Source organism: Nocardia sp. NPDC003269 (genome assembly GCF_042888005.1).
Taxonomy (GTDB): domain Bacteria; phylum Actinomycetota; class Actinomycetes; order Mycobacteriales; family Mycobacteriaceae; genus Nocardia.
This window is the reverse complement of record NZ_JBIAPA010000004.1, coordinates 144,497-168,243: the sequence shown is the minus strand read 5'-3', so window position 1 is coordinate 168,243 and position 23,747 is coordinate 144,497. Positions and strand designations below refer to the sequence as shown.

The 23,747-nt window shown below is 70.9% G+C and carries 27 protein-coding genes and 1 tRNA gene; 15 read left to right on the top strand and 13 right to left on the bottom strand.

The genetic code is table 11. From position 1 onward, the window contains the following. The first annotated feature begins 11 nt into the window (after positions 1-11). Complete coding sequence (locus ACFYWJ_RS29030; RefSeq protein ID WP_355278863.1) at positions 12-611, top strand: isoprenylcysteine carboxylmethyltransferase family protein; 600 nt, start codon at positions 12-14, stop codon at positions 609-611. Between the two features lie 18 nt (positions 612-629). On the opposite strand, the gene ACFYWJ_RS29025 is transcribed toward ACFYWJ_RS29030, so the two are convergent. Continuing rightward, positions 630-1,298, bottom strand: coding sequence for a response regulator transcription factor (locus ACFYWJ_RS29025; RefSeq protein ID WP_355278865.1), 669 nt, complete (start codon positions 1,296-1,298; stop codon positions 630-632). Further along, positions 1,295-2,395 carry a histidine kinase gene (locus tag ACFYWJ_RS29020; protein ID WP_355278868.1) on the bottom strand — a complete coding sequence of 367 codons (1,101 nt, stop codon included), beginning with the start codon at positions 2,393-2,395 and terminating at the stop codon, positions 1,295-1,297. Before ACFYWJ_RS29020 ends, ACFYWJ_RS29025 begins: the two co-directional genes overlap by 4 nt. Before the next feature lie 212 nt (positions 2,396-2,607). Between ACFYWJ_RS29020 and ACFYWJ_RS29015 the strand changes: the two genes are divergently transcribed. Beyond that, positions 2,608-3,000, top strand: coding sequence for a DUF6223 family protein (locus ACFYWJ_RS29015; protein ID WP_355278870.1), 393 nt, complete (start codon positions 2,608-2,610; stop codon positions 2,998-3,000). A gap of 98 nt (positions 3,001-3,098) precedes the next feature. Here ACFYWJ_RS29015 and ACFYWJ_RS29010 read toward each other — a convergent pair whose 3' ends face one another. The 3 genes from ACFYWJ_RS29010 to ACFYWJ_RS29000 are packed head-to-tail and all read right to left on the bottom strand — an operon-like array spanning position 3,099 to position 5,739. Then, the gene (locus ACFYWJ_RS29010; RefSeq protein ID WP_355278873.1) at positions 3,099-3,725 is read right to left on the bottom strand and encodes an MBL fold metallo-hydrolase; all 627 of its coding nucleotides are present in this window, start codon (positions 3,723-3,725) and stop codon (positions 3,099-3,101) included. After that, positions 3,722-4,807: an S-(hydroxymethyl)mycothiol dehydrogenase gene (locus ACFYWJ_RS29005; RefSeq protein WP_355278876.1), complete on the bottom strand. Its 1,086-nt coding sequence runs from the start codon at positions 4,805-4,807 to the stop codon at positions 3,722-3,724. Before ACFYWJ_RS29005 ends, ACFYWJ_RS29010 begins: the two co-directional genes overlap by 4 nt. Before the next feature lie 53 nt (positions 4,808-4,860). Continuing rightward, positions 4,861-5,739 (bottom strand): hypothetical protein, encoded by an 879-nt coding sequence (locus ACFYWJ_RS29000; protein WP_355278878.1) that lies wholly within the window; start codon positions 5,737-5,739, stop codon positions 4,861-4,863. A 247-nt stretch (positions 5,740-5,986) separates the two neighbouring features. On the opposite strand from ACFYWJ_RS29000, the gene ACFYWJ_RS28995 reads away from it, so the two are divergent. Both ACFYWJ_RS28995 and ACFYWJ_RS28990 read left to right on the top strand, forming a co-directional pair. Continuing rightward, a complete protein-coding gene (locus ACFYWJ_RS28995; RefSeq protein ID WP_355278881.1) occupies positions 5,987-6,754 on the top strand; it encodes an ankyrin repeat domain-containing protein in 768 nt (255 codons plus the stop codon). 65 nt (positions 6,755-6,819) lie between these two features. Next, positions 6,820-7,740: an alpha/beta hydrolase gene (locus ACFYWJ_RS28990; protein ID WP_355278884.1), complete on the top strand. Its 921-nt coding sequence runs from the start codon at positions 6,820-6,822 to the stop codon at positions 7,738-7,740. Positions 7,741-7,840: 100 nt separating this feature from the next. Here the strand turns inward: ACFYWJ_RS28990 and ACFYWJ_RS28985 are convergent, their stop codons facing one another. Beyond that, on the bottom strand, positions 7,841-8,359 hold the full coding sequence (locus ACFYWJ_RS28985) for a hypothetical protein (protein WP_355278885.1): 519 nt from the start codon (positions 8,357-8,359) through the stop codon (positions 7,841-7,843). A 116-nt stretch (positions 8,360-8,475) separates the two neighbouring features. Here ACFYWJ_RS28985 and ACFYWJ_RS28980 point away from each other — a divergent pair, with 116 nt between their 5' ends. Further along, the gene (locus tag ACFYWJ_RS28980) at positions 8,476-9,150 is read left to right on the top strand and encodes a TetR/AcrR family transcriptional regulator C-terminal domain-containing protein (protein ID WP_355278888.1); all 675 of its coding nucleotides are present in this window, start codon (positions 8,476-8,478) and stop codon (positions 9,148-9,150) included. Between the two features lie 7 nt (positions 9,151-9,157). On the opposite strand, the gene ACFYWJ_RS28975 is transcribed toward ACFYWJ_RS28980, so the two are convergent. After that, on the bottom strand, positions 9,158-9,811 hold the full coding sequence (locus tag ACFYWJ_RS28975) for a TetR/AcrR family transcriptional regulator (protein WP_355278890.1): 654 nt from the start codon (positions 9,809-9,811) through the stop codon (positions 9,158-9,160). 162 nt (positions 9,812-9,973) lie between these two features. On the opposite strand from ACFYWJ_RS28975, the gene ACFYWJ_RS28970 reads away from it, so the two are divergent. Then, positions 9,974-12,007, top strand: a complete 2,034-nt coding sequence (locus ACFYWJ_RS28970; RefSeq protein ID WP_355278892.1) for a CocE/NonD family hydrolase — start codon at positions 9,974-9,976, stop codon at positions 12,005-12,007. Positions 12,008-12,061: 54 nt separating this feature from the next. Here the strand turns inward: ACFYWJ_RS28970 and ACFYWJ_RS28965 are convergent, their stop codons facing one another. Further along, the gene (locus tag ACFYWJ_RS28965) at positions 12,062-12,814 is read right to left on the bottom strand and encodes a DUF72 domain-containing protein (protein WP_355279263.1); all 753 of its coding nucleotides are present in this window, start codon (positions 12,812-12,814) and stop codon (positions 12,062-12,064) included. Positions 12,815-12,905: 91 nt separating this feature from the next. Here ACFYWJ_RS28965 and ACFYWJ_RS28960 point away from each other — a divergent pair, with 91 nt between their 5' ends. The 4 genes from ACFYWJ_RS28960 (at position 12,906) to ACFYWJ_RS28945 (ending at position 17,560) form a co-directional block, all read left to right on the top strand. Then, a complete protein-coding gene (locus ACFYWJ_RS28960) occupies positions 12,906-13,592 on the top strand; it encodes a rhomboid-like protein (RefSeq protein WP_355278895.1) in 687 nt (228 codons plus the stop codon). A 157-nt stretch (positions 13,593-13,749) separates the two neighbouring features. Further along, positions 13,750-14,652: a metal-dependent hydrolase gene (locus ACFYWJ_RS28955; protein WP_355278897.1), complete on the top strand. Its 903-nt coding sequence runs from the start codon at positions 13,750-13,752 to the stop codon at positions 14,650-14,652. Beyond that, positions 14,649-15,755, top strand: coding sequence for a PDR/VanB family oxidoreductase (locus ACFYWJ_RS28950; RefSeq protein WP_355278900.1), 1,107 nt, complete (start codon positions 14,649-14,651; stop codon positions 15,753-15,755). Before ACFYWJ_RS28955 ends, ACFYWJ_RS28950 begins: the two co-directional genes overlap by 4 nt. Before the next feature lie 32 nt (positions 15,756-15,787). Continuing rightward, positions 15,788-17,560, top strand: coding sequence for an SDR family oxidoreductase (locus tag ACFYWJ_RS28945; RefSeq protein ID WP_355278903.1), 1,773 nt, complete (start codon positions 15,788-15,790; stop codon positions 17,558-17,560). Between the two features lie 7 nt (positions 17,561-17,567). Here the strand turns inward: ACFYWJ_RS28945 and ACFYWJ_RS28940 are convergent, their stop codons facing one another. After that, entirely contained in the window at positions 17,568-18,071 is a 504-nt protein-coding gene (locus ACFYWJ_RS28940; protein WP_355278904.1) for a hypothetical protein, read from the bottom strand. Positions 18,072-18,145: 74 nt separating this feature from the next. Here ACFYWJ_RS28940 and ACFYWJ_RS28935 point away from each other — a divergent pair, with 74 nt between their 5' ends. Both ACFYWJ_RS28935 and ACFYWJ_RS28930 read left to right on the top strand, forming a co-directional pair. After that, positions 18,146-18,523: a hypothetical protein gene (locus tag ACFYWJ_RS28935; RefSeq protein ID WP_355278907.1), complete on the top strand. Its 378-nt coding sequence runs from the start codon at positions 18,146-18,148 to the stop codon at positions 18,521-18,523. An 89-nt stretch (positions 18,524-18,612) separates the two neighbouring features. Then, on the top strand, positions 18,613-19,617 hold the full coding sequence (locus ACFYWJ_RS28930; RefSeq protein WP_355278908.1) for a zinc-binding dehydrogenase: 1,005 nt from the start codon (positions 18,613-18,615) through the stop codon (positions 19,615-19,617). A gap of 190 nt (positions 19,618-19,807) precedes the next feature. Here the strand turns inward: ACFYWJ_RS28930 and ACFYWJ_RS28925 are convergent, their stop codons facing one another. Next, complete coding sequence (locus tag ACFYWJ_RS28925; RefSeq protein ID WP_355279266.1) at positions 19,808-20,248, bottom strand: nitroreductase family deazaflavin-dependent oxidoreductase; 441 nt, start codon at positions 20,246-20,248, stop codon at positions 19,808-19,810. A gap of 106 nt (positions 20,249-20,354) precedes the next feature. Between ACFYWJ_RS28925 and ACFYWJ_RS28920 the strand changes: the two genes are divergently transcribed. Further along, positions 20,355-20,428 (top strand) — tRNA-Ile (locus ACFYWJ_RS28920). 188 nt (positions 20,429-20,616) lie between these two features. Here the strand turns inward: ACFYWJ_RS28920 and ACFYWJ_RS28915 are convergent. Together ACFYWJ_RS28915 and ACFYWJ_RS28910 are read right to left on the bottom strand one after the other, a co-directional pair. Then, a complete protein-coding gene (locus ACFYWJ_RS28915) occupies positions 20,617-21,168 on the bottom strand; it encodes a TetR family transcriptional regulator (RefSeq protein ID WP_355278910.1) in 552 nt (183 codons plus the stop codon). A 55-nt stretch (positions 21,169-21,223) separates the two neighbouring features. Further along, entirely contained in the window at positions 21,224-21,727 is a 504-nt protein-coding gene (locus tag ACFYWJ_RS28910) for a hypothetical protein (protein WP_355278912.1), read from the bottom strand. Positions 21,728-21,808: 81 nt separating this feature from the next. On the opposite strand from ACFYWJ_RS28910, the gene ACFYWJ_RS28905 reads away from it, so the two are divergent. Next, a complete protein-coding gene (locus ACFYWJ_RS28905; protein ID WP_355278915.1) occupies positions 21,809-22,201 on the top strand; it encodes a PPOX class F420-dependent oxidoreductase in 393 nt (130 codons plus the stop codon). Positions 22,202-22,255: 54 nt separating this feature from the next. Further along, the gene (locus tag ACFYWJ_RS28900; protein WP_355278918.1) at positions 22,256-23,116 is read left to right on the top strand and encodes an alpha/beta hydrolase; all 861 of its coding nucleotides are present in this window, start codon (positions 22,256-22,258) and stop codon (positions 23,114-23,116) included. Here the strand turns inward: ACFYWJ_RS28900 and ACFYWJ_RS28895 are convergent. Further along, a complete protein-coding gene (locus ACFYWJ_RS28895) occupies positions 23,113-23,706 on the bottom strand; it encodes a TetR-like C-terminal domain-containing protein (RefSeq protein WP_355278921.1) in 594 nt (197 codons plus the stop codon). The two genes, ACFYWJ_RS28900 and ACFYWJ_RS28895, sit on opposite strands and share 4 nt — an antisense overlap. Between the last annotated feature and the right edge of the window lie 41 nt (positions 23,707-23,747).

Here is a 23,747-nt window from a genome sequence, read left to right as displayed (position 1 = left end):
GGACACCGGCCATGGCTGTCACGGCACTGGTCTTGTACGTGATCTTCGGCGCGCTCGGCTTCGGGTGGCGCAGTTGGCGGCAGTATCGGACGACGGGTTCCACCGGGTTCCGTGGCATCAGCGGGCGGCCCGGCTCGCTCGAATGGCTGGCCGGGGTCGGCTTCGTCGCGGCGATCGTCGTCGGCCTGGCCGGGGTGGGGCTCCAGCTGAGCGGTGTCCTGGACCCGCTCGAATTCCTCACCGCCACACCGATTCAGCTGGTCGGGATCGTGCTGGCCGTCGTCGGCATCGGCGCCACCCTCCTCGCCCAGGTCCAGATGGGCGAGTCCTGGCGGATCGGGGTCGATGCCGACGAGACGACGGCGCTGGTGCGCACCGGCGTGTTCGCCCTGGTACGCAACCCGATCTTCACCGCGATGCTGGTCTTCGGGGCGGGCATCGCGCTGATCATCCCGAACATCGTCGCCCTGGCGGGGTTCGTCCTGCTGCTCGCGACGATCGAACTCCAGGTCCGCGTCGTCGAGGAGCCGTATCTGGCCCGCGTCCACGGCGTCGGCTACCGCGAGTACTGCGCCGCGACAGGCAGATTCGTCCCGGGCGTCGGACGCTAGTCCCGGGACCGTTCGCGCTCAGGGTCGCGTGCGCGGCGTGACCAGCCCGGATTCATAGGCGACGACGACGAGCTGAGCCCGGTCGCGGACGTGGAGCTTGGCCATCGCGCGGTTGATATGGGTCTTGGCGGTGTGCGGGCTGATCACCATGTGGGCGGCGATCTCGTCGTTGGACAGCCCCTGGGCGGCCAGGGCGACGGCTTCGCGTTCGCGGGTGGTGAGTTCGCGCAGCGCCGAATCCGCGGCGGGTGCGTGCGGCGGCTGGGTGACGTAGCGGGCGATCAGACGCCGGGTGATGGATGGCGCGAGCAGCGCGTCACCGCGGGCGGCCACCCGGATCGCGTGCAGGAAGTCCTCGGGTTCGATGTCCTTGACCAGGAAGCCCGCCGCGCCGGCGCGCAGCGCGTCGAAGACGTATTCGTCGAGGCCGTAGTTGGTCAGGATGACGACGTGCACCCCCGCCAGGGCCGGGTCGGCCGCGATGCGGCGGGTCGCTTCGATGCCGTCGACGACCGGCATCTGGATATCGACCAGGGCGATGTCGGGCAGGTGGCGACGGGCCAGCTCGACACCGTCGCCGCCGTCGGCCGCCTCGGCGACGACCTCGATATCGTCCTCGATCTCGAGCAGCGCGCGGAATCCGCTGCGGATGAGTGGCTGGTCGTCGACCAGCAGGACCCGGATCATGATCGCACCACCGGTAATTCGGCGTGCACGGCGAATCCGCCGCCAGCGCGAGGCGCGGCGCGCAGGTGCCCACCGAGCGCGGTCACCCGCTCGCGCATCCCGAGCAGACCGACGCCGGGCCGTGGCGCGTCGGCGGGCGTGGCGCGACCGTCGTCGGCCACGTCGACCACGAGGGTGTCGGGGCCGTAGTCGATGCGCACCGAGGCGGTGGCGGCGTTCGCGTGGCGGGTGACATTGGTGAGCGATTCCTGCACGATCCGGTAGCCGGTCCGGTCGACCGCGGCGGGCACATCGGTGCGGGTGCCCGCGATGGTCAAGGTCGTCTCGATCCCCGAAAGGCGCACTCGCTCCACCAATTCGGCGACCTGAGCGAGACCGGGCCGGGGCGCGCCGTCATCGCGCAGCGCTTCCAGAGTCGCGCGGAGTTCGCGGGCGGCCTCGCGTCCGGCGTCCCGGATGGCGAGCAGCGCCTCGGGGATGTCCTCGCCGCGTTTGCGCGCCACATGCACGGCCGCCTCGGACTGCACCTTGATCACCGAGATCTGATGGGTGAGCGAATCGTGCAGTTCCCTGGCGATGTGCAGGCGCTCCTCGTCGGCGCGGCGGCGCGCGGTCTCCTCGCGCGTGCGTTCGGCCTCGTCGGCGCGGCGCTCGGCCTGCCGCAGCGCCTCCCCGGCCGCGGCGGCGGCGATCAGCCAGGCGATCTCGAGCGCGTCGCGGGATCGGGCGAGCGCGGCGGCGGTGTCGTGCAGCGAGAGCATCGCGGCGAACGGCAGGGTCGCCAGGAGCAGTAGCGCGGCGGCGAGCGTCATCCAGCGATGGCCCGCGCGCATGGCGAAGTACACCGCGAACAGGAACGCGACGGCGGGCACATCGAACCCGAGCGCCTGCGAGCCCAGCGCGCACACGCCGGTCACCACCAGCACGGCCACCGGCGCCCGGCGGCGGGCCGCCAGCGCCAGGCCACCGGCGACCAGCAGCGCGTACCCGAGGGGGCGCAGGTCGTCGGGGGACGGTTGCCGGGTCAGCGCGGTGACCAGCAGCACGGCCGCGACGCCGACCGCGATCGCCGCGTCGCCGATCCATGCCCTGCTCATGTCAGCACCCTAGCCCGGTGCGCGGCGCGGTGAGTCCGCCGACGGGGTGATCTCGCGACTACCGCGCCCGCGGTATCCGCGCCGGTGGTACCGCCTCGGCGGTAGCCGCTACCGCGGGCGCGGCAGCGCGGATTGTCCACGGTCGCACGATGACCGGACCCGGGGTCCCGGCCGAAGATCGAGCGGTACACAGCAGATCGAAGGAGTACGCCATGTCGTCTTTCCGTCACCTCCCCGGTACCGTCGCCGCCGTCCTGGGCGCCGGACTCGTCGCGGCCGCGCCCGCGTCGGCGTCGACCGTTCTGGTCGCGGACGCCTACGGGTTGACCGCCGACCGCGCGATCGCGACCTCGGCCGCGTTCCTCGCCCTGTTCGGGGCGATCCTGGGCGGCCTCGCGCTGGCGCGGCCGTCGAGTCTCCGGGCGGCGTTCGCGGTCGGCGCCGGGATGCTCGCCGCCGTGGTCGGGACGTTCGTCGTCGTCACCGCCGACGGTGGGCTCGGCACCGGGAACGGGATCGCGGGCGGGTACATCGCCGGTGTCCTCGGTCTCCTCGGCGCGGCGCTGGGTGGCCTGGCGCTGGCCCGAGTCCGCCGAGCAAGCTGACCGCCGATCCGGTTGCGGTGCCACGGAATTCGAGGCGTGGCTGTGGGCCCGGTGCCAGGAGTGCCCGCCGAAGGCGTGCGGACACTCCTGGCCCGAACTCAGTGGCCGCGGGCGATCCAGTCCGCGAGGGCGGGCCGTTCGGTGCCGATGGCGGTGTCGGGGCCGTGGCCGGTGTGCACCGTGGTGTCGTCCGGGAGGGCGAACAGGCGGTCGCGGATGGAATCGATGATGGTGCCGAAATCGGAGAAGGAGCGGCCGGTCGCGCCCGGTCCGCCCGCGAACAGGGTGTCGCCGGTGAACAACGCCGACAGTTCCGGCAGGTGCAGCGACACCGAGCCGGGGGAGTGGCCGGGGGTGTGCAGCACATCGATATCGGTGCCGGCCACCGTGATCCGGTCGGTGTCGGCCAGCGAGCGGTAGGCGGCGTCGGGGTGGGTCATCCGCCACAGCGGCTCGTCGCCGGGGTGCAGCAGCACCGGGGCGTCGAGGCGCCGCGACAGCTCCGGCGCGACGGTCACATGGTCGTTGTGGCCGTGTGTGCACAGGATGGCGGTGACGTGCCGGGAGCCGACCGCCGCGGCGATGGCGTCGGCGTCGTGGGCGGCGTCGACGATCAGCACCTCGGTGTCGTCGCCGATCAGCCACACATTGTTGTCGACGTCCCAGGTACCGCCGTCGAGCGCGAAAGTGCCCGAGGTGACGACCTTCTCGACGCGGGCACTCACCAGACCACCACCGAGCGCAGCACCTTGCCCTCGCCCATGGCGGTGAACGCCTGCTCGACCTCGTCGACGCCGATGCGCTCGGTGACGAAGCGATCCAGCGGCAGCCTGCCCTGGCGGTGCAGGTCGACGAGCGTCGGGAAGTCACGTTCGGGCAGGCAGTCGCCGTACCAGGACGACTTCAGCGAACCGCCGTGCGAGAACAGGTCGATCAGCGGCATGTCGAGGGTCATGTCGGGAGTCGGAACGCCGACGAGGACCACGGTGCCCGCGAGGTCGCGGCCGTAGAAGGCCTGCTTCCAGGTCTCGGGACGGCCGACAGCGTCGATCACGACGTCGGCGCCGAAACCGTCGGTGAGCTCCTTGATCCGCTCGACCACGTCGGTGCTGCTCGCGTCGATGGTGTGGGTGGCGCCGAAGTCCCTGGCCCACTCCAGCTTTCGCGGGTCGCGGTCGATCGCGATGATCGTGCCCGCGCCGGCGAGGGAGGCGCCGGCGATGGCGGCGTCACCGACGCCGCCGCAGCCGATCACCGCGACACTGTCGCCGCGCGAGACCGCGCCGGTGTTCACCGCCGCGCCGATACCCGCCATCACGCCGCAGCCGAGCAGGCCGGCCACCGCCGGATCGGTCTCGGGATCGACCTTGGTGCACTGCTTCTCGTGCACCAGGGTCTTGTCGGCGAACGCGCCGACGCCGAGCGCCGGGGTGAGCGGGGTGCCGTCGGTGAGCGTCATCGGCGTGCTGGCGTTGTGGGTGTCGAAGCAGTACCACGGGCGACCGCGCCGACAGGCCCGGCATTCGCCGCAGACCGCGCGCCAGTTCAGGACGACGAAATCGCCCTCGGCGACATGGGTGACCGCCGCGCCGACCGACTCGACGACACCCGCCGCCTCGTGCCCGAGCAGGAACGGGAACTCGTCGTTGATGCCGCCTTCGCGGTAGTGCAGGTCGGTGTGGCAGACCCCGCACGCCTGGACGCGGACGACCACATCGTGCGGCCCCGGATCGGGAATCACGATGTCGACGGTTTCGACCGGCGCGTTCTTCGCGCGGGCGATGACTCCGCGGACGGTGTCGGGCATGCGGACCTCCTAGGTTGACGTCGCCGCCAACGCTAGCGGGGTCCAGCCACCGATCACACCTTCTCGTCGAAGACCAGATCGGTCGGCGGGTGGGTCAGGCGCACGGTCGGGCCGTCGACCACGGTGATCGCGTCGAGGCCGGTGGTGGAGTGGCCGGTGGAGAGGATGAAGAAGCGGTCGGCGGCCTGGGCGAGGAAGGCGGGGAAGCCGTCGAGCGAGAGATCGCCGTCGCCGAGCGCGAGGTAGTCGGCGAGGCGGCGGAACAGCTTCGGCAGCATCACCACGTCGTCGGACAGCGACGTCGGCGTGGTGATCGCGGCGCCGCTGGTGGTGGCGTCGGCCGCCCAGACACCGAGTGGGGTGGGCGCCGTCGCGGCGGCCGTGGCGACGGCGGCGAATTCGGCGCGCAGGGCGGGGAACAGGCTGCGATAGAACGTCGGGTAGGCCAGGCCGGTCGCCAGCTGGTGATGGTTGAGGGTGAGCCGCAACAGGGCAACGTCGACGAACATCTCGGTGCCCGCGCTGCCGGGGGACGCGCCGCGACCGGCGAAGGCGACGCAGCGGCCGTGCAGATCGGCACCCCTGGTCAGGATGAACCCGGGCACCGCGGCCTGATCGGCGCTGGTCACGGTCTCGTTCGCGTCCCGCACCACGCCGGTGAAGCCGAGCCAGGCGAGCAGTTCCGCGGCCGCAGCGCGCGCCAAGGGCAGCGGTTGATGGGTGCGGGTGCCGTGGCGGGGCGTGTAGTGCGTTTCCAGCGAGTCGATGCCGTCCAGGCGCAGCTGCGCGGCACCGGAGGCATTGCGCTTCACCCGGTGCGGGCCGCCCACCCGGTCCCACAGGGTTGGGTCGTCGGGACGGAAGCGCACCGAGTCACCGTCGGGCTGTGCGCCTTCGGCGACGAAGACTCCGGAGATCAGCAGAAACGGCATCGCTCGTCCTTCGGCTCGTGATGATCGCCGCCCGTCGTCGTGCACGGGCCAGGTGGTCGACCGGCTCCCAGTCTGGACATCGGCTGCCGCGCAGGGCAATACAGCGGGGGCGATGGTTCTGTGCTGTTCATCCGGCGGCTACCGCGATCCGTCATAGACGGTGTCGATGGCGATGATCGGTACTGCGTCCTGGACGCGCGGTGGCTCGATGGGCACGGTGGAAGGGACCTGACCAGAGGAGAAACCCATGAATCCGGCTCGCCCGACAGTCCGTGGCACCCGCGCGAGCGTGCTTGCGCTCGCCGTGCTCGCGGTGGGTATCGGCGCCTGCTCCGCCGACTCGGACGTGCCGCAGTCGGCCCCGGTCCCGGTGACCGCCGCCGCGCCCGCGCAGGCCGAGGTGCCGCCGACCACCCGGCAGTTCGACCACAGCCTCGACGACGAACTGTTCGCCGCCGCGGCGAACAACGACGCGGCGCGGGTGCGTGACCTGCTCGCCCGCGGCGCCGATCCGGAAACCCGCGGCGACCAGGACCGGACCCCGCTGGTGGCCGCCACCAAGAACAGGGCGAGCGCGGCCGCGGTGGCGCTGATCGAGGCGGGCGCCGACGTGAACGCCAAGGACGACCTGCAGGACTCCGCCTACCTCTACGCCGGTGCCGAGGGCTTCGACGAGATCCTCGAGCCGGCCCTGCGGCACGGCGCCGACCTGCGCAGCGTCAACCGCTACGGCGGGACGGCGCTCATCCCGGCGAGCGAGCACGGGCACGTGAGCACCGTGCGGATGCTGATCGCGGCGGGGGTCGCGGTGAACCATGTCAATACCCCGCGATGGACGGCACTGCAGGAGGCGATCGTCTACGGCGACGGCTCGCAGCGCTACCAGGAGACCGTCACCGCGTTGCTCGACGCGGGCGCCGACCCGGGGATTCGCGACGCCGAGGGCCGCACCGCGCTGCAGAACGCCGAGCGCAAGGGTCAGGACGCGATCGTCGCCCTGCTGCGGGGTCGCTGACCAGCCGCTGGCGTGCCGACCGCGACTGTGGGATTCGTTCAGGTCAGCGGGCTACGCTCGGCGATATGGCCGCCGACGGATTGTTCCTCGATCCCACGATCGGCCGACCCACGGACAAGGTCGGGCACTTCACCGACCAGGCGGGCTTCGAGCACTTCGCCGCCGCCTACCGCGCGGGCATGGCGGAACTCCCGCCGCCGGACGCCATCGCCGCGGTGCCGACCTCGTTCGGCCCGGTGCGCGCCTATCGGTTCGGCCCCGGCGGCGATATCCCGGTGGTCCTGCTCGCCGGCCGCCAGGCCTCGACCCCGATGTGGGCCGCCAACCTGCCCGGCCTGATGGCGCGGCGCACGGTCTGGTCGGTGGACAGCGTGGGCGAACCGGGCGCGAGCGGGCAGACCCGCGCGCTGACCGACGGCGCAGATCAGGCGACCTGGGTCGCCGAAACACTGGTGGGACTGGGTGTTCGGCGGGCCCACCTGCTCGGGGTCAGCATCGGCGCGAACCTGGCCGTGCAGACCGCGCTGCATCGCCCGGAGCGCGTCGCCTCGATCACCCTGCTCGATCCGGCCAACACCTTCGCCCCGCTGAGCTGGAAGATGATCGTCGTCTCGCTGGGCAGCGCCATCCCCGCCCTGCCCGCCGGGGTGCGACACCGATTGCTCGGCTGGATCTCCGGTGGCGTTCCGGTCGACGACTCGCTGCCCGAGGCCAGGCTGATCGCCGCCGGGATGAGGGACTACCGCGGCGCCCAGCCCCTGCTCCCACGCCCCACCGAGGACCAGCTGCGCGCGCTCACGGTGCCGGTCCTCGCGCTGTTCGCCGGTCGCTCGATCGTGCACGACTCCGCCGCGGCCGCCGCCACCGCGCGCCTGATCCCCGGCGCCCAGGTCGAGGTCTGGCCCGACGCGTCGCACGCCATCAACGGCGAGTATCCCGACCGCATCGCCGAGCGGTTCACCGCCTTCACCGCCGGGATCGCTTGACCTGCTTCGGAAGACGGCACGACGGCGGAGTTCTGCGGCAGGTCGCAGTGTTCGGCCCACGCACGACGAAGCCCCGGCCGGAGCCGGGGCTTTCGTGGGTTCAGCCGAGGATCGAGATCGCCAGCCCGAGCAGCGCGCCGCCGAAAACCACGGTGTTGCGGACCTTCTGGAGCGTCCAGGTCCAGGCCGGGAACCCGGCTTCGGCGCGGTCGAGCAGCGCGGGCACGTCGATCCGCGCCAGTTCGGGGTCGCCGGTGCGGGCGAAGGCGGCGGTCACCGAGCTGACCGCGGTGTGGTTGCTGTAGACGATCACGCAGTTGCCCAGGAACACCAGCCCGAGCACCACCCAGTTCACCGGGCGGGCGATGTCGAGGCCGGCCAGGTTCAGTGCGGCGGCGGTGAGCATGATCGCGGCGACGCTCAGCGGGGCGGCGCTCTCGTGGCCGCTGGCGTCGAAGCGCATCCCGTGCTCGTGCAGCGCCGTGGTGCGCACGCCCTGGCGGGACAGCTCGGCCTGCGCGGTCGCCATGGCGGCCTTGCCGTAGCGGTTGCGCACGATCGGCATGCTCACGAAGGCGGCGGCGATGGCGATCTCGATGGCGGCGACGAGGGTGTTCATGGTGTGCTCCGATCCGACTTGAACTAAGTAAAAGAACCATAGCTCTCGACTTGAACTAAGTGCAAGAGAATTCTTGAACTTTGTAAAAGTGACGGCGGCGCGCCTATCGTGGCCGCATGGCACGCGACACCTTGACCAGGGAACAGATCGTCGGCGCGGCGATCGAGCTGCTCGACGAGGAAGGGCTGGACGGGTTGAACATGCGCAGCCTCGGGCAGCGCCTCGACTCCGCCGCCACCGCCATGTACTGGCACGTGAAGAACAAGGACAACCTGGTGCGCCTGGCCGTCGACGAGGTGTGGGGCGAGATCGAGCTCCCTGATCCCGATGCCGCCGACTGGCGGGCGGCGGCCGAGGCGATGGCCACCGGCATGAACGCGACGCTGGCCAGGCACCCCTGGCTGGTGCAGGCGCAGGCGAGTCATCTGCTTTACGGCCCCAACAAGTCCCGGCACGACGAGAACGCGCTCGCGGTCTTCGAGGCGGCCGGGTTCGACGACGAGGAGGCCGACCGCGCGGTCGCCGCGCTCTTCCTGTTCGTCCTCGGCAACGCCACCGGCCCGGCCGCCAACGTCTCGCTGCGCAGGCGACTGGGCAAGGGTGGCGCCGACCCGGAAACGCAACTGGCGCAGGCGATGACGGAGGCGACCGAGATCGCCGCCGCCTTCCCCCGGCTCCACGCCCGGATCGACCGCGCGGCGGGCACCGGCTACAACGCCGCCCCCGACAGCACCTTCCGGTACGGGCTGAACGCGCTGCTCGACGGCATCGGTGCGCGGAAGGCGCGCTAGCGCAACGCTATTCGGCGTCGGCGCGGATCCGGGCCAGCACCGCGCCGACCACCAGGAATCCGCTGTCGACGACATCGGCCAGCGGCTGGCGGTAGTCGTCGAGCACCCATTTCTGGGCGATGATCAGAATCGCGCCGACCAGGCCGAGGACCACCATCCGCGCGCTCGGCGCGGGATGGGAGTCCAGGTCCACATACGGTGTCAACAGCGCCAGACAGATGTCGACGAGCGCGTCGAGCACATCGTGGTAGGCGCGGTCCACCGTCGGGCTCACGCCGAGGATCTCGAAGAAGGCGATCCGCGGCACGCGGGGGTCGTCGAGGATGAGCTGGAAATACGCCGTGAGCGCCCCGCGCACCCTGGTGTCGATATCGGCGTCGACGTCGCCGATGCCGACGTGGATCGCCTCCAGCATGCGTGCGGTGACCTCGCGATACACCTCGAGCAGCAGATCCTCGCTGTCGGTGAAGGACTCGTAGAAGTAGCGCTTCCCGACACCGGCCGCGGCGCAGAGCGTGGTGACTGTGGTGTTGCGGTAGCCGTCGGTGCCGAAGGCTTCGGTGGCCGCCTCGATCAGCCGGGCGCGGCGGTCCTGCTGGCGCTGCCCCGGTGCGGCGCCGCGGTACCTGCGTCCGTCGGCATCGAGTTCGGGCGCGTTCACGCCATCGATTCTGTCAGGTGGCCCGCGGGGGTCGGTGCGGCGGTTGGTGGTTGCGGGTAATCGGCCGAGAACATGTTCTTGCGATCGAACGTGACGCAGGCTACGTTACTTCCCGGTACGGGAACGTCGTGGTTCCCGATGGTGGAGGGCTGAGACCGAAGCATGATCAAATATCGAGGGCGACTGGCCGCGCTGGTCGCATCCGTCGTCGTGTTCACGGGCGCCGTCGCATCGGCCCCGGTCGGCCAGGCGTTGCCGGCGAACGGGGGGCTGGACGCGCAGTTCGTCGCCACCCACAACGGCCCGCAGCAATACCCGAACGTCTTCATCGAATGGGACGTGCCGATCACGATGAGTGACGGAACGGTATTGAAAGCCAACGTCTATCATCCGGCCGGTGCCGACGGTCAGCCGATCACCGAGCCGACGCCGACGATCGTCAACATGACGCCGTACACGAAGCTGGTGTCCAACGTCGCCGACTCGGCGCTCGCGGTGCCCGGCCTGTCGGACGTGCTCATGCCGGTGCTGCAGAACCTGGACTTCTCGGCCTTCGGGTTCAGCAGCCTCAGCGACATGATGAAGGCGCTGCCCGGCGGCGCTGCCCGCACCTTCGGCGTCGACCGGAACCTGATCCGCGGCGGCTACACCCAGGTGGTCGTCGACGTGCGCGGCACCGGCTTCTCGCAGGGCACCTGGCAGGTGTTCGGCGAACGCGAGCAGCTCGACGGCGTCGAGGTCGTCGACTGGGCCGCGGCGCAGGGCTGGTCCAACGGCAAGATCGGGATGAGCGGCATCTCCTACTCGGGGATCAACCAGCTCCAGACCGCGCAGCGGCACCCCGCCGCGCTGAAGGCGATCTTCCCGATCGTGCCCGGCAGCGACCTGATCCGCGACGTCGCCGCGCCCGGTGGCGCGCTCGGCGTCGGCTTCATCCCGCCATGGCTGCTCGCCGTCGACGGCGCGAAACTGCTGCCGGACCTGGTGTCGATCCTGAACGGCAAGTTCGACTGGACCTGGCTGGGCGACCGGGTGCGCGATCCGTTCACCTTCTTCAACGTGCTCATCGCGGCCCTGACCACGCCGAGCGTGGACCAGATCCCGCCGGAGATGGCCAGCATCCTCGACGACGAGAGCCCGCTGCGCACCGCCTGGGTGGGGCAGCCGGACCAGGTGCAGGTGCCGACCTTCCTCTACGGCGGCTGGCACGACATCTTCACCTACTCGACCCCGCGCATCTACAACGCCGTCGATGTTCCTGCTGAGCAGAAGAAGCTCGTCATGGGCAACGTCTACCACGTGACCGTGAGCTCGGGTCTCGGCCAGGCCGGTGCGCCCGCGCCGCTGGAATCGTTGCAGCGCGCCTGGTTCGACAAGTGGCTCAAGGGCATCGACAACGGCGTCGACCGCTACGAGCCGGTCACCCTGTGGCAGCAGGGCAGCGAGCAGTGGACCACCGACGTCGCCTTCCCGCGCCCCGGCATGCAGTACCGGCGGATGTATCTCGACCCCGCGTCGTCCGGCTCGGCGCCGGGCGCCCGCTTCGACGGCAGCCTCCTCGGCGCGCCCGGTGCGGCACAGCGGGTCTCGGTCGATCCGAGCCTGACCACCATCTGCTCGCGGGACGCCGCGCAGGGCACGGCGGGGCTGATCCCGCTGCCGGATGTGTGCGCCAAGGACGCGCGGATCAGTGAGGGCGCGGCGCTGACCTTCACCACCGCGCCGGTCACCCAGCCGACCCGGATCTCCGGCGCGATCGCCGCGCACCTGAACACGGTGCTCGACGCGACCGACGGGTACTGGACGGTGACGGTGAACGATGTCGCGCCCGACGGCCGGTCGACGGTCTGGTCGCAGGGTCAGCTGGTGGCCTCGCTGCGTGCGATCGACGACGCCAAGTCGACCCGCTCGCCCAACGGCGACTACACCGACCCGTACCCGATCCTCACCCTGGACACCCGTCAGCCGGTCGTCCCCGGCGAGCCGACCACGATCGAGATCGGCATCCGCGCCACCGACGGCGTGCTGCTGCCGGGCCACCGCCTGCGGATCGACGTGTTCGCGAGCAACTTCCCCAGCGGAATCCCGCTGCGGCCGTTGCTGAACGAGAGCGGCCTGCGCACCCAGCACCTCGAACTCGACCCCGCTCGCCCGAGCTGGATCAACGTCCCGCTGGACACCGATCCCGGCTGGTGATGTCCGCCGCGCGCACCCCCGTCTCGATGCCGAGGCGGGGGTGCTGTGCTGTCGCTACCAGGGCACCCTGGTGACCCGCGCGCCCGCCGCGTCGGCGAGGCGGGCGAAGGTGACGGCGTCCTCGACCGCGGCGCCGCCGTGGTCGTTGTCGAAGTAGACGAACATCTCGGCGTCGTCCGGCCAGGTGCCGGTCAGACGATCGACCCAGCTCGCCAGCGCACGTCGACCGTAATGCGGTGGGGGAGAGGCACGTCCGGCGTGCAGGCGCAGGTAGGCCCAGCCGGTGGTCCGCCAGCGCGGGGTGACCGGCCGGGAGTCGCGATCGGCCCAGGCCAGGGCCGCGTCGCGGGATTCGAGCACGGCCCGGATCTCGTCGGTCCACCAGGAGTCGTGGCGTGGTTCCACCGCGACCCGCGCGGTGGCGGGGAAACAGTCAAGGCAGTCGTCGAGCAGGGCGGCGTCCGCGCGCAGGGTCGGCGGTAGTTGCAGCAGGATCGGGCCGAGCCGATCGCCGAGTCCCGCCGCGCGGTCGAGCAGCCGCGCGACCGGTTCCGCCGGGTCGCGCAGCCGCCGGAGGTGGGTGAGATAGCGGCTCGCCTTCACCGCGACCAGGAAGTCGGCGGGTGTGCGGTCCCGCCAGGCGGCGAAGGTCTCGCGGCTCGGCAGCCGGTAGAACGCGGAGTTCGATTCGACCGTGGCGAACGCCTCGGCGTAGCGCTCGAGCCACCGCCGCGTCGGGAGGCCGTCCGGGTACAGCACGCCGCGCCAGTCGCGGTACTGCCAGCCGGAGGTGCCGACGCGGATCACCGCACCCACCTGCCTCTCGCTAGCGCGGTCGATCGGGAAGGGTCGTCGTGCCTTCCATTGTGGTCCCGGGCGGATCCGGCAGACTGGGGTGGTGAGCGCAGCTGGCAGCGGGCGGGCTCGACGAGGCGCGGTAGCGGTGTGGCGGTGGGTGCGCAGCGCGCCGGGCACCTATCTGTGGCTCGCCGCGCTGGCGGTGACCACGGTGATCATCCGGCGACTGCCGGACGACGAGGCGCGCCAGTGGCTGGGCCACCGGTCGACCAATCTGCACCATCTGGCCGAGGACCCCGTCCGGGTGCTGATCGGCAGCGCGTTCTGGACCGGCGGGGGCAGCTGGTTCGCCTACGCGGTGCTGTTCACCCTCTTCCACGCCAACACCGAACGCTGGCTCGGCACGCTGCGCTGGCTCGCGGTGGCCGTGGTCGCCCATGTGGGCGCCACCTACCTCAGCGAAGGCGTGCTGCTGTGGGCGATCCGCAACGACGACGCGCCGGCGCGGGCGATGTACACCCTCGACGTGGGCGTCAGCTACGCGCTGGCCGGTGTGGCTGCGGTGCTGGCCTATCGGCTGGTGAGGCCGTGGCGATGGCTCTACATCGTCGGCGTGCTCGCGGTCGTGCTGCCGCCGGTCTTCGTGAATCGCACGTTCACCGATGTCGGGCACGCGAGCGCGGCGGCCATCGGCTTCGCCTGCTACCCGCTCACGAGGGGACGCGGCGGCACCTGGAACCCGGGTGTCCTCGTGCGCCGGTTCCGGCGTCGCACCTCGGCCGGGTGACCGTCGGCACCCGCTCGCGGCCGGATTTCGGGGAAATCGCTGCAAAATAGGTGTTACCTCAAATACTACGTACATGTATCATTTCCTTACCGCACGACCGGCGCACCGTGGCGCCCGGCGCTCGACCGAGCAACGCGCGGTAGGACGAGGAGTACCGATGAAGCTACTTCGCCGGGCCGCACGGCGACCGGAGGTAGATCCCGGCAAGGTCGCCCTGCACGCTCGCAACGTGACCTTCGACTGGTCGGATGTCGACCTGCAGTGGATGTCGGCAGAGCCGTACGCGTCACACCTGATCAGCGCGCTGAACATGCTGCTGCCCGAGGGTGAGCGCATGTTCATCGTGACCTACCGCGAGGCACTGGCCCTGGTGAAGGACGAGAAGCTGCGCGAGGACATGCTCGGCTTCATCGGGCAGGAATCGATGCACGCGGAGACCCACGAGAAGGTCCTGCAGGACGTGCTCACCGCCAACGGCATCGACGCCGGCCCCTACGTGCGGCAGATGGAATACCTGTTCCGCAAGACCCTGGGCCCGCGCGGCGGTGACGACCGCGCCGGACGGCAGATGCTGATCGAACGCCTCGCGTTCATCGCCTGCCTCGAGCACTTCTTCGCCTGGCTCGGCGACTGGGTGATCAACGCCGACCTGGAGAAGTTCGGCGCCGACCCGCGCATGGCCGACCTGTTCCGCTGGCACGGCGCCGAGGAGGTCGAGCACCGCAACGTCGCCCACGATGTCGCCGAGTACTTCGGCGTCGGCTACGTGCGCCGCTGCGCCTCGATGATGCTGGTGTTCCCGATCTTCATCGCGCTGGTGGTGCGTGGCGCGAAGTTCCTGGTGCAGCAGGATCCGCAGCTGCCCGACCACGGGTATCCGCGGGTGATCACCTCGATCCTGGGCGCGATGTGGCGGGGCGCGTTGCCGGGCATCCCGTCGCTGCTGATCAGCGCGCTGTCGACCTTCCAGCCCGGCTACAGCCCGGAGACCGTCGGCTCGACCGCGCAGGCCGTCGCCTACCTGGCGCAGTCGCCCGCGGCGCGGGCGGCGGCCTCGTGACCGTGCGCGACGTGCCGCAGGCGCTGCCCGGCGACCTCTACGGCAAGCATCGCCACGACCCCGGCACCCGGGTGCTCGACGCCATCGCGACCGCCCGGCTGCGCTGGAGCGCCCTGGTCAATCGCCGTGATCCGCGTCCGCGCGTCGACGATCGCCGGTTCCCGGTGGTGGTCACCGAGCGCCGGATCGTCGCGCACGACCAGGACGTGGTGAGCCTGCGCCTGGAAGCGCCCGACGGCCGGGTGCTGCCGGCGTGGCGCCCGGGCGCGCACCTGGATCTCGAACTGCCCTCCGGCCTGCTGCGCCAGTACTCGCTGTGCGGTGACCCCGCCGACGAACGCGCCTACCGGATCGCGGTGCGCCGCATCCCCGACGGCGGCGGTGGTTCGCGCGAGGTGCACGACGAGCTGCCGGTGGGCAGCCGCTTCGTGGTGCGCGGCCCGCGCAACGCCTTCCCGTTCGCGGTCCCCGGCCACGGCTCGCCCGCCCAGCGCCTGCACTTCGTCGCCGGCGGCATCGGCATCACCCCGATCCTGCCGATGGCGCGGCTCGCGCACCGGCTCGGCGTGCCGTGGACGATGGTCTACACCGGGCGTTCCCGCGACACCATCCCGTTCCTGGCGGAACTGGAGAGCTTCGGCGAGCACGTGATCGTGCGCACCGACGACGAGCACGGCCTGCCCGACGCGGCCGCCCTGCTGCCCGAGGTCGGCGCGGGCACGGCGGTCTACGCCTGCGGCCCGACCCCGATGACCTCGGCGATCGTCGCCGCCGTGCGCACCATGCCCGAGGTGGAACTGCACTTCGAGCGGTTCTCGCCACCGCCGATCGTCGACGGCACCGCCTTCGAGATCGAACTCGCCTCCACCGGCGCGGTGATCGAGGTCCCCGCCGACCGCAGCGCCCTCGACGCCATCCTCGCGACCCGCCCCGACCAGCCCTACTCGTGCCGGCAGGGTTTCTGCCGCACCTGTGTGGTCCGGGTGCTCGCGGGCGAGCCCGATCATCGGGAGAACACCCTCTCCGATGCCGACCACGCCGCGGGCGACATGCTCGCCTGCGTATCCCGTTCGCACGGTGAGCGATTGGTGCTCGACCTGTGAGTTCGATTCCAGGACAAGGAGTCCGAAGAGATATGTCTGTCGACACCACGCAGGCCGCCAACCGGCGCACCGTCCGCAACGGCGAGTTCGACCTGGCCGTGTTCGAATACGGCGACCCCGCGGCCGACACCGTCGTGCTCGTGCACGGCTGGCCCGACACCCACCACCTGTGGGACAAGGTGATTCCGCGGCTGGCGCAGCGCTTCCACGTCGTCGCCTACGACACCCGCGGCCACGGCGAGTCCACCCGCACCCAGCGCACCGCCGACTTCCGCCTCGACGAACTCTCCCGCGACTTCTACACCGTCATCGACGCGGTCAGCCCCGACCGCCCGGTGCACGTGCTCGCCCACGACTGGGGTTCGGTGCAGGTCTGGGAGGCCGTGTGCGAGCCGCAGGCGACCGAGCGGATCGCCTCGTTCACCTCGGTGTCGGGCCCGAACCTCGACCACCTGGCCGCCTGGGTGCGCGACCGCCTCTCCCGGCCGACCCCGCGCAATATCTGGCAGCCGGTGACCCAGGCGCTGTCCTCGGCCTACACCGCGTTCTTCATGACCCCCGTGCTGCCGCGCGCCACCTTCACCGCGATCGGCACCGAGAAGGTGTGGCAGCGCGCCGTCGCGCTGATGAACGACACCGCCCCCGGCAATGTCGTGCTCGGCCCCACGTTCCGCCGCGACATGGTCGACGGCCTGCTCATCTACCGCGCGAACATCGTGCAGCGCATGCTGTCCCCGCGCGAGCGCCGCACCGAGGTGCCCGTGCAGCTGATCGTGGCCGGTCGCGACGTGGCCGTGCGCCCCGCCGGCTACGACGATTCCCGCAAGTGGACCGCGCGCCTGTGGCGTCGCGACGTGCCCGCCGGGCACTGGATGCCGTTCTCGCACCCCGAACTGCTGGCCACGGCCACCACGGAACTGATCGACGCGCTCGCCGGCGGCGATGTGCCGCGCGGCCTCGCGCGCGCCGAAGTGGGCCGCACCCGGAAGGAATTCGACCACAAGCTGGTGGTGATCACCGGTGGCGGCAGTGGTATCGGCCGCGAGACCGCGCTGGCCTTCGCCCGGCTCGGCGCCGAGGTGGTGCTCTCCGACGTGAACGAGCACGCAGCCAAGGAGACCGCCGAGCTCGTCGGCGCCGAAGGCGGTGTCGCGCACGCCTATCCGCTGGACGTCTCCGACGAGGCCGCGGTGCGCGAACACGCCGCCGACGTGATCGCCGCGCACGGCGTGCCCGACATCCTGATCAACAACGCGGGCGTCGGCCAGGCGGGCGGCTTCCTCGACACCCCGTCCGCGGAATTCGACCGGGTCCTGCGGATCAATCTGGGCGGCGTGGTCAACGGCTGCCGGGCCTTCGGCGCGGCGATGGCCGAGCGCGGCCTCGGCGGGCACATCGTGAACCTGTCCAGCATGGCCGCCTACAGCCCGCAGCGTGACATGGCCGCCTATGCCACCAGCAAGTCGGCGGTGTTCATGTTCTCCGACTGCCTGCGCGCCGAGCTGGCCGAACGCGGGATCTCGGTCTCGACCGTGTGCCCCGGCATCGTGCACACCAATATCGTGGCCACCACCCGCATTTCGGGTGTCTCCGCCGAGGACGAGGCGGCCACCCAGCGCAAGTTCGACAAGCTCTACGAGCGCCGCGGCTACACCCCCGACAAGGTCGCGGCGCAGATCGTCAAGGCGGTGCGCGGCGGCCGCGACATCGTGCCGGTGACGCCGGAATCGTGGGTGCAGTACCGGATCAACCGGCTCGCGCCCGGCGCGGTGCGTTTCGCGGCCCGCCGGATGAAGCTGGTCTGACGCGCGGTCACGTCCGGCGCAGTCGCTCCTGTACGGCGGCGACGTGCCGGGCGTCCACGCCCCACGGCTGCTCCACGCCGACCTGCCGGTCGAGGTCCCACAGCACGCACCGCTCGTCCGGGCCGGCCACCAGCGACCAGGCCACCACGGTGCGGCCGAGCTGGTCGAGCATCGACCCGTGGTCGGGCGCGCTGTCGCCCGCGCCGTCGGGGAAATGGTGCAGGAAGCGGCCGTAGGCCTCGGCGCAGAATCGCGCGTACTGCTGGGTGCACAGGATGAAGCCGTGCCAGGCCTCGTCGACCGCGTGCGAGGGCATGCCGATCACCTGGTCGTCGCGCATCGCCGCGCCGCAACAGCGCAACCATTGGCGCAGACCGGTTTCCACCAGTTCCCGCGGCTGCCAGGGACAGGTCTTGAAGATCGCGTCGGGGAACCGCAGGTCGGCGACCGTGCGATCGACCGCGGTGAGGTCGATCGGTCGCGGTCCGCGTCGAAGGAACGAGAGCGCCACGAATTCACTGTAAGCCCCCTGGGTGGTCGTCCGTAGGCGCTGCCGGCGACCGATCCGGCGGTTAGCCTGCAGACATGGTTGTCATGCTGTTGATCGTGCTCGCGTTCGTGGTGGTCGGCATCGCGGTGCTGGTCACGGCGGTCGTGGTGCTGGTGCGCAAGCTGAGCCCGCCGCGCGGGCCCCAGGGGTTCGTCGACCAGAGCTGGCTGGCCGGGTCGGCGGGGAGTTACGGATTCTTCGACGGGTCGCCGGGGCCGCACGGTTCGGGATCGAGCTGTGGCGGTGGTTCGAGCGGCGGCTGTGCTGGGACCGGGTGCTCCGGCGGAAGCAACAGCGGGTGCGGTGGCGGCTCGAGCAGCAGTAGCTGTGGCGGCGGCTCGAGCAGCAGCTGTGGCGGCGGGTCGAGCAGCAGCTGCGGTGGTGGTGGTTCGAGTTGCGGCGGCGGTTCGTGATCGTGTGATCCACCTCGCACACCCCTTGACCTGAACTCGACTTCAGGTTCCAAGCTGGACGCGTCCGTGAATACCACGAAGGAGGCGCGATGCGTGCGGTGCAGGTCAAGGAATTCGGCGGTCCGGAAGTGCTCGAGGTGCGGGAAGTCCCTGTGCCGCAGCCGGGTCCGGCCGAGGTGGTCGTCGACGTCGAGGTCGCCGACGTGATGTTCCTCGACACCAGACTGCGCAGCGGCTGGGGCGGCGACTTCTTCGCGCTGAGCCTGCCGTACGTGCCCGGCGGCGCGGTCGGCGGCGTCGTCTCCGCGGTGGGCGCCGAGGTCGACCCCGGCTGGCTGGGCAAGCGCGTCGTCACCCAGACCGCGGCGAGCGGGGTCGGCGGCGGCGTCCCCACCGGCGGCTACGCCGAACACGCCCTGGCCAAGGCCGAGACACTGGTGGAGATCGCCGACGGGCTGAGCACCCAGCAGGCCGTCGCCCTCGCCCACGACGGCCGCACCGCGCTCGCCGTCTTCGACAGTGCCGCCGTCGCACCGGATTCATGGGTGCTGATCACCGCGGCCGCCGGCGGACTCGGCACCCTGCTCATCCAGCTGTCGGTGGCGGCGGGCGCCAAGGTGGTGGCCGCCGCGCGCGGTGCCGACAAACTCGCCCTCGCCCAGCGGCTCGGCGCGCACGCGGTCGTCGACTACACGGTCGACGGCTGGGAGGCGCGGGTGCGGGAGATCACCGGCGGGGGCGCCGATGTCGTCTTCGACGGCGCGGGCGGCGCGATCGGCGGCCAGGCGCTGACCGCCGCGGCGGACAACGGATCGTTCCTCGGATACGGGTCTGCCGCAGGTGATTTCGCTCACGTCGATGCCGATTCGGCCGCCGCCCGCGGGGTCACCGTCGTCGGTTTGTTCGATGTCGTCGCCGGCGAGATCGACTGGAATTCCATCGCCCGGCGCGCACAAACCGAGGTCGCCGCAGGCAGGCTGGAGGTGGTGATCGGTCAGACGTTCCCGATCGAGGAAGTCGAGCGCGCGCACGCGGTCATCGAGAGCCGATCGGCGCTCGGCCGGACCCTCTTGACGATCGGCGCGTCATTGTAACTTAGTCTGCGCCGCAACGGAATACGCTATAAGTTCATACTGTGCAGGGAATAATTGTTATAGCAGTGATAGTTGCGGTGCTCCTGTTGGTTGTCGGCGTGATCAAGCTAGCGAGCAACCCCGGGGGCAAGATCGAACGTCGCGACCGCGAGGAGCGGGCACGTGTGCAGCGGCAGAAGGCCGAAAAGGCTTAGCTGGGTTCGGTTCTCGGGTTCAACACCACCACGGCGATCGGTCGCCGCGTCTTCGTCTGATAGCCGCGGTACCGGTCGCCGTTGACTGCGTTCACCAGTTCCCAACGCCGGGCGTAGTCGGGATCGTCCGGGTAGGTAGGCCGCGCTGTCACCGCGATCGTGCGGGTCCCCACCTGGATCTCGCAGTCCGGTCGCGCTTTCACATTCGCCAGCCACCCCGGCGGCCGCGGCGACCCACCGTTCGATGCGGTCACCAGAAAATCCGCCCCGTCCTTCGCGTAGGTCAACGCCGAGGTGCGCGCCTGCCCGCTCTTGCGCCCGACCGTCCGCAGCAACAGCGTCGGATTCCCGAACAGCAACCGGTGCCCCACCAGCCCACCGCTGTGCTCGTACACCCACTGATGCCCCCGCAGTACCCGCACGAAAAGATCGGCCATACCCCCATCCTCGCCCGCCCCGCCGACCCCCGCCACCCGGCTCGCCGAGTGGTCAACATCGCACCCACCGGGTACCATGCGACTCGCCCGCGGACACCCGCGGCCAGGGGCGGTAGCTCAGTCGGTTAGAGCCGCGGACTCATAATCCGCTGGTCGTGGGTTCGAGCCCCACCCGCCCCACTTTCCCCTCTGGCCAGCGAATATCTTGGCGGGCTGCGACCGGTTGATCGAGTGCGGTGCATCCGCACCAATGGATTCTCGACCTGCCCGGAGATCCCGTAAGGGCGGCGGTGGCGATATCGAGCAGCCGCTGGCGCGGACGAATACTTTTGTCGGCCAACCATTTTCGCTGGGTTGCCCGGGCGTGCTCACAGCAGGTGGCGCACGGCGTCGACGATCGCGCGGCGGCGGTCGGCGGTGCTCTCGGTCGGGGAGGTGGCCATGTTCGCGACGTTGCCCGGGGTCCAGGCCAGCGCGAGGCTCAGGACGAAGGTCAGTAGCGCGGTGGGGGAGAAGTTGGAGCCTGTGCCGCTGTTCTTTCGGGCTGCGGCGAGTGCGGCCAGCTTGGCCTCGCGCGCAGGCGACATGCCTGCCGGGTCCTGGTCGCCGCGCTCCAGTCGGTGCCAGGTGGCGAGGCGGATGACCTCGGGGTGCTGCTGGCAGTAGTCGAAGATCTGTCCCGCGTATTCGGGGAGGTCGTCGGGGGTGAAGGGGACCGAGTCGAGTCCGTGGGTGACGTTGGCGTCGAGGACCGCGTCGAAGAGTTGCTCTTTGTTGCAGAAGTAGACGTAGATGAGGTTCTTGTTGGCTGCCGCCGCCTTGGCGATGCGGTCCACCCGGGCTCCGGCGATGCCATAGGTGGCGAACTCGTCGGTGGCGGCCTGGAGGATGCGGGCCTTGGTGGCGTCGGCGCGGGACATATCGGCCATCGTAATTCGGACTAACTGGTTAGTTGCCTCTGCGCACCCCGTTGCGTCAGCCGATCCCGAAGACGGCGAACGCCGCGTCCGAGGCGAACAGCAGCACGGTGCACCACAGGGCGATCCCGGTCGTAAGCCACCGGATCAGCCGCCAGCGGGGGATGCCCAGCGCGGCGCCGAGCATGGCGGAGCCCCAGGTGCCGAAGAGGGCGGGGCCCGCGATACCGAAGCCTGCGACGCCGTACCGGTCGAGGACGCGCCGTGCCCGTCGTCCCGCGCCGCCCGAGAGGCGAGCGTTATCGGCGGGCGCCGCGCCGCCGACGCTCGCGCCGTTCGCTGAACCCGCTGATGCCGCAGCCGGATTCCGGCGCGCCCGCCAGGACTGCCAGTGCAGGCGAACACGTTCCATGACGAACACCGCGAAGACGACACCGCACGCCGCCCCCAGCAGCACCGCGACCAGCGTGATCGGGCCGGGCAGGGAGAGCGAGAGGCCGAGCGGGACCGCGGGGGTGCCGAGCACGAAGCCCGCGAGCAGAGTCCAAACGAATCGCCCCATCCGGGTTCCTTCCGACTGCCTCGTGCGCACCGTCGAGCGGCTCCAACGACACGAATATAACTAACTGGTTAGTCTTTCCCCATGGAACACATCGACACGGTGCTGAGCGAGTTGGCGGCCGGCAAGTATCTGCCCCTCACCACGTTCCGCCGGGACGGCCGGGCGGTCCCCACCCCGGTCTGGGTGATGCGCGACGGCCGGTCGCTGGCGGTGTGGAGCGCGGCGGACACCGGGAAGGTGAAGCGGATTCGCAACGGGGGCCGGGTGACGGTCGCAGCCTGCGACTGGCGCGGCAGGCCGCTCGGCGCCGCGATACCCGGATTCGCCGAGGTGCTGGCGCCGGACGCGAGCGCGCACTTCCCCGGCCTGATGAAGCGCAAGTACGGGCTGGCCGCTCGGGTCGGGCTGCTGGGCAGTGCGCTGCGTGGAGGGCCTGAGCGCATGGCGGGCATTCGGATCCGGCTCGACGAGTAGGAACGGTTCGGCACCTGCCGATGAGTTCTCGCCTGCCGACACGTCGGTACCAGCATGACGACACACGAGCTCGAAACCTCCGGCGCGACTCTCGCCTACGACGTCCACGGCCCGCTCCCGACCGCCGACGGGCGGCCGCCGCTGCTCATGACCGGACTCCCGATGGACGCCGGTGGGTTCACCGCGCTCGCCGCGCATTTCCCCGATCGCACGGTCGTCACCTACGACCCGCGCGGACTCGGTCGCAGCGTCCGCACCGACGGTGAGGTCGACAACGTCCCCGCGATGCATGCCGAGGACGTGCATGCCGTCATCGAGGCCCTCGGCGCGGGCCCGGTCGAGATGTTCGCCAGCAGTGGGGGAGCCATCGTCGCGTTCGCGCTCGTGGCCGCCCACCCTGAGGACGTGAGCACCCTGGTCGCGCACGAACCGCCGCTGCTGTCCGCGCTTCCCGACGCGGCGGCGGCCCAGCGCGCGGCGGCCGGGTATCGCGACGCCTACGCGGCGAAGGGCTTCGGCGCCGGCATGGCCACTTTCATCGCGATGACGTCCTGGCAGGGCGAATTCACCGACGACTATTTCGCCGCGCCCACCGTGGATCCCGCGATGTTCGGCCTGCCGGTCGAGGACGACGGCGCGCGCGACCACCCGCTGCTGGCGGAGCGGTCGAGGCCGGTCCTCGATTACCGCGCCGACATCGCTGCGCTCACCGCGGCACCCACCCGGATCGTCCTCGGCTACGGCGAGGAGTCGGCGGGCACGGTCACCGAGCGCACCTCCTCGGCGCTCGCGGAGCAGCTCGGGGACAAGCCGGTCGTGTTCCCCAGCCATCACGGCGGGTTCGCCGGTGAAGAGTCCGGCTACCCGGGGCAGCCGGAGGCTTTCGCCCGCGTCCTCCGGGGTGTTCTCGACTAGCGTGCTCCGGCGCGCCAGCCCGCCAGCATCGCGTGAACAGCATTGTCCAACAGGGTGATTCGATCGGCGGGCACACCGCTCGGGATCTTGCCCGCCGCGGTCAGCCCGGCGATGCCGTGCACGGTTCCCCAGACCATCGCGGTGCGCCGAGCGACGTCGGCGTCGTCCACTCCGGCCGGCTGGTTGGCGGCGACGGTGGAGGACAGCACGGTCCAGTAGCGGGTCGCGGCGGCTTGCAGGACGGGGTCGTCGTTCATGGCGACGAGGGGGCCGAACGCGAGCGCGTGCACGTGGGGACGCGTATCGACGAAGTGGACGTAGGAGCGCACCAGCGCGCGTAACCGGTCCTCGGGGTCGGCGCCCGCGGCGGTGACGGCGACTTCCGCTTCGGCCGCGGCGTCCGCGAGTCCCGCACCCGCGACGGCCGCGAGAAAACGGCGACGATCGCCGAAATGCACGTACGGGGCCTGGTGGCTGGTGCCCAGCGTGTGTGCCACCTTGCGGATGCTCAAGGTCTCCGCGGGTTCGTCGCGGAGCAGGTCGAGCGCGGCCGCGATGAGCCGGTCGCGCAGCGTCGTCTTCGCAGGCACGAGCACCTCCCACCATGGTTGACAGTGTCAATCCACGGGAC